Below are 4,556 nucleotides of genomic sequence, written 5' to 3'. Positions count from 1 at the left end.
CGTCCTAAGACTCTACCAGTCAGGACTATCTCGCCCGTATTAGCGCTGGCCCGCGCCGAAGAGAGAATCGAGAACGAAGCGCGCGAAATAGAGCATCTGCGGGCTCAGATAGAAAAACTGCGGCGAATGCTGTTCGGTACCCGCTCCGAAAAACTTCGCCGACAGGTTGAAGACGCAGAAGCCCTGCTGAAACAGCAGGAACAGCAAAGCGATCGTTACAACAGCCGGGATAACGATCAGCAGCTTCCGCGTCAGCTTCGTCAGTCGCGCCACCGCCGTCCTCTGCCTGAACACCTTCAGGGGAAGCATCCTCAGCAATATCTTCGCCATTATCATGGTGTGCTGCAGGCGGATGCGTTCGCAGGCTACGACCAGTTGTTCAGTACAGAGCGTGACGGCGTACCGTTGACAGAAGCTGCATGCTGGGCTCACGCGCGCCGAAAAATCCACGACGTTTATATCAGTATTCAGACAGCCACAGCAGAAGAAGCCCTGAAACGTATCGGTGAACTGTACGCGGTAGAAGAGAAAATACGCGGCCTCCCGGTAACAGAGCGGCTTGCAGCTAGGCAGTCCCGGAGTAAGCCGTTGTTGGCATCCCTGCATGTGTAGTTGGTGGAGAAAAGCGCAACGTTGTCGAAAAAATCCCGGCTGGGCGAAGCGTTCGCTTATGCCCTGAACCAGTGGGATGCGCTGTGCTACTACTGCGATAATGGCCTAGCAGAGCCTGATAACAACGTGGCAGAACGCGCGCTACGAGCCGTCTGCCTTGGTAAGAAAAATCACATCTTCTTCGGCAGCGACCATGGCGGTGAGCGCAGAGCCCTGCTATATGGCCTTATCGGAACGTGCAAGCTCAATGGTATCGATCCGGAAGCCTACCTTCGCCATATTCTGAGCGTACTACCGGAGTGGCCCAGCAACAAAGTGGCGGAACTGCTGCCATGGAACGTAGATCTCACCACGAAATAGCCGTCAATACGGCGCTCACTTAACGATTACGGCAAAACTGCTTGGGGAAGGTAAAGATCCGTGGGGTGGCTACCGTGCTGGCCTTTAAGCGACGGGAACTATCGCGCTGAAAAATTTAACATTGAGAAGGATTTAGGCCCGGCATTACAGAAGGTGGAGCTGATGATCTCGGTGGAAGGCGTATGCCAGTAGTAACATCACTCACCGGGTCTGCGCCCGGTGAGTTCAACACATTACTCTTCAGAAATATGCATGGTGGTGCTCAACAGGCCACGCGATTTGTTGAAAATCTTATTGCCGTTTTCACGACCTGCACGACGCGCTCGCTGCTCTTCCGGCGGCAGTGCCAGCTCTTCCATAATACAGAGCGGGCTGCAGCAGTTGTGAAACTTCTCGGCGCAGCTCGGACACTGGATAAACAGCAGGTGGCAGCCGTCATTCAGGCAGTTAACATGGGTGTCACAGGGTGCTCCGCACTGGTGGCAGTTGGCAATCACATCTTCTGAAATCCGCTCACCCATACGCTCATCGAAGACAAAGTTTTTGCCTTTAAAGCGCACCGGTAAGCCCTGCGCGCGCGCGCGGCGGGCATATTCAATAATCCCGCCTTCGATGTGGTAGACATTCTCGTAACCGTTATGACGCATCCAGGCGCTGGCTTTCTCACAGCGAATTCCCCCGGTGCAGTACATCACGATTTTTTTGTCTTTATCCTGCTGCAGCATATCAACTGCCATCGGCAGCTGGTCGCGGAAAGTATCCGCCGGGATCTCCAGCGCGTTTTCAAAATGGCCCACTTCATACTCGTAGTGGTTACGCATATCGACAAACACCGCATGCGGATCGTCCAGTATGGCGTTCACTTCTGCCGCTTTCAGATAGACACCTACATCGCTGGCATCAAAGCTGTCATCAGTAATGCCGTCAGCCACGATGCGTTCACGTACTTTCAGACGCAGTACCCAGAAGGATTTTCCGTCATCATCCAACGCGATGTTCATGAGCAGGTTATTCAGCGCCGGGTGGAAAGCGTACAGCGTGGATTTCATCTGCTCGTACTGGCTGGTTGGAACGCTGACCTGCGCGTTAATCCCCTCGGCGGCGACGTATATGCGACCAAAAATGTTCAGTTTGGTGAGGGTAACGTAGAGAACGTCGCGAAACGCACGGGGATCGTCGATGGTGAAGTATTTATAAAAAGAGACTGTGGTACGCGGCTCGGTTTCAGTCAGCATGCGTGCCTTCAGCTCTTCATTGGAAACAAGGTTATGTAACACTGGCATGGTGTACGTTCCTGAATTCTAAAGAAAGGGGGATTCTCGCGGTGCTATCATACCTGAGTGGCGGGGGGGTGTCGTGCATGAACGCTGAAAATAGCAGCAGTCGACACAAAAAGCGATGCGCAACATTCGCATTATGACTATGCTGATATCAGCACACTTAACCTGCTTGGCCGTGAAAGCCCGACGTGAACAGGCGCTTATCTCATCTGCTGCGGAAAAATGGCACAATAGGCCATAACTTATTTAAAACGGGCACTATACTGTTCCCTTTTTTGCGATTTGGAAAATCATGACTCAGCTGTCTCAATTTAGTCGCGCATTGCTGCATCCCCGTTATTGGTTTACTTGGTTGGGTATTGCCCTGCTTTACCTGCTGGTGATGCTGCCCTACCCGCTGCTCCGCTACCTCGGTTGCGGGCTGGGTCGGCTGTCGATGCACTTCCTTAAGCGCCGCGTGGACGTTGCTAGGCGCAACCTAGAAGTCTGTTTCCCGCAGATGCCTGCCGCTGAGCGTGAAGCCCTAGTAAAACTCAACTTCGAATCGCTCGGCATGGGCCTGATTGAAACCGGCATGGCATGGTTCTGGCCTGACTGGCGCATTGAAAAATGGTTTAGCATCAGTGGCCTAGAGCACATCAGTAAAGCAGCTGCCGACGGTAAAGGCGTCTTGCTGATAGGCATGCACTTTTTAACCTTGGAACTGGGCGCGCGTATTTTCGGCATCCACAACCCGGGTATTGGCGTTTACCGCCCCAACGACAACGCGCTGATTGACTGGCTGCAAACTTGGGGTCGCATGCGTTCTAATAAAAGCATGCTGGATCGCAAAGATCTGAAGGGCATGATCCGCGCCCTGAAAAACGGCGATATTATCTGGTACGCCCCGGATCACGACTACGGCCCGCGCAGCAGCGTATTTGTGCCGTTCTTCGGCGTCGACCAGACTGCAACCACTAAGGGCAGCCACCTGCTGATCCGCAGCGGCGATCCGGCAGTGATCCCGTTTGTGCCACGACGCCTGCCGTCGGGTAAAGGCTATGAGATGGTGATCCTGCCGGAAGTTCAGGATATCCCGCTGGATAATGAAATCGCCACGGCAGCCTCAATGAACCGCGTGGTCGAGCACGGCGTACTGATGGCACCAGACCAATATATGTGGCTGCATCGCCGCTTTAAGACCCGCCCGGAAGGTCAACCTTCCCTCTACTGATCCCCCTCCACAAGCCGGTTTCCCGGCCTGTTCGACTATTTAAAACCGTTTTTCATTTTTTTCTGCAGTGGCTAGGCAGTGAGCATTTAAAAGCGCATAGTTAGCCAACTAATTTCAGGAGACGCGATGAAATCACTTCAAATTTTGGTGGCAGGCCCGGTTCGCAGCGGTGACGGTGACCGTCCAGAGCTCATTCAGGCCAATCTTGCCCGTATGTAACAGGCGGCATTGAGCCTGTATCACAAAGGTCAAATTCTGCTAGATAGGCGAGTGGTTAGCGTTTTCGCTGGTGCCTATTGCCAGCTCGTAGCGGATTGGTGACGACATCAGCGAGGCCTTTTTATATCCGGTGGCGTATCGTTTAATTGGCCACTGTGACGTCATTCTGCGCCTGCCGGGTGAATCACGCGGCACCGATGGTGACGAGCGCATCGCTCGCGGGCTGGGACTGACGATTTATTACCATCTTAACGAGGTTCCGTCGCTTCAGCCTGTTGGGGGAGTGCAAACCGCCGTATAAAAAATCACCGCAACTTCGCCTGATTTCGGCTTGGCGAAAGATACCAAAAATTTCACTTCCGCCACTTTGCATCCTGACGCATAGCAACAACAATTACTCTTTAGTCATTTTTGACCTGAGGAGATGCCATGTGTCAATACCGATCGAATTCTGACCCACCCTGCCAAAGTAAAACTGACCCACCCCCTTTGAATTACTCGAACGTTGTTGCTTTCGTTTTCTTCTGGATTTGACCGCTTTTCAGCTTATCCTTCAGTCGGTAGCTTTGGCCGCTGATTTGGGCGATATGCGCATGGTGAAGCAGCCGATCCAGCATCGCTGCCGTCAGCGTTTCGTCATCACCAAACGTTCCGGACCACTGAGTAAACGGCAGGTTGCTGGTCAGGATCACGCTGCCTGACTCATAGCGTTTAGCAACGACCTGAAAGAACAGGTTCGCCTCCATTTTACCGAACGGCAGATAGCCCACTTCGTCAATGATCAACAGCTTAGGCTTACCTACAACGCGGTTCAGGTAGCCCTTCAGGTCACCCTGACGGTGTGACGCCATCAGTTGCAGCATCATGTCGGC

General features: G+C 53.2%; 3 protein-coding genes and 3 pseudogenes. 4 read left to right on the top strand and 2 right to left on the bottom strand.

Annotated features, from left to right (window positions below):
- Both tnpC and BBW68_RS20995 read left to right on the top strand, forming a co-directional pair.
- Positions 1-972: pseudogene (gene tnpC / locus BBW68_RS01105) on the top strand (IS66 family transposase); the annotation flags it as partial.
- A 19-nt stretch (positions 973-991) separates the two neighbouring features.
- Positions 992-1,164, top strand: a pseudogene (locus BBW68_RS20995) (YceI family protein); the annotation flags it as partial.
- 41 nt (positions 1,165-1,205) lie between these two features.
- Here the strand turns inward: BBW68_RS20995 and trhO are convergent.
- Positions 1,206-2,255: an oxygen-dependent tRNA uridine(34) hydroxylase TrhO gene (trhO, locus tag BBW68_RS01100; RefSeq protein ID WP_070133645.1), complete on the bottom strand. Its 1,050-nt coding sequence runs from the start codon at positions 2,253-2,255 to the stop codon at positions 1,206-1,208.
- A gap of 289 nt (positions 2,256-2,544) precedes the next feature.
- On the opposite strand from trhO, the gene BBW68_RS01095 reads away from it, so the two are divergent.
- Together BBW68_RS01095 and BBW68_RS01090 are read left to right on the top strand one after the other, a co-directional pair.
- The gene (locus BBW68_RS01095) at positions 2,545-3,465 is read left to right on the top strand and encodes a Kdo(2)-lipid IV(A) acyltransferase (RefSeq protein WP_070133644.1); all 921 of its coding nucleotides are present in this window, start codon (positions 2,545-2,547) and stop codon (positions 3,463-3,465) included.
- 126 nt (positions 3,466-3,591) lie between these two features.
- Positions 3,592-3,985, top strand: a pseudogene (locus BBW68_RS01090) (NUDIX hydrolase).
- A 193-nt stretch (positions 3,986-4,178) separates the two neighbouring features.
- Here the strand turns inward: BBW68_RS01090 and BBW68_RS01085 are convergent.
- Positions 4,179-4,556: ATP-binding protein (locus BBW68_RS01085; RefSeq protein WP_186821239.1), on the bottom strand; the 378-nt coding region annotated here is incomplete at its 5' end.

The organism is Candidatus Erwinia dacicola, from assembly GCF_001756855.1.
Lineage (GTDB): Bacteria > Pseudomonadota > Gammaproteobacteria > Enterobacterales > Enterobacteriaceae > Erwinia > Erwinia dacicola.
This window is presented reverse-complemented; position numbering and strand designations above follow the sequence as displayed.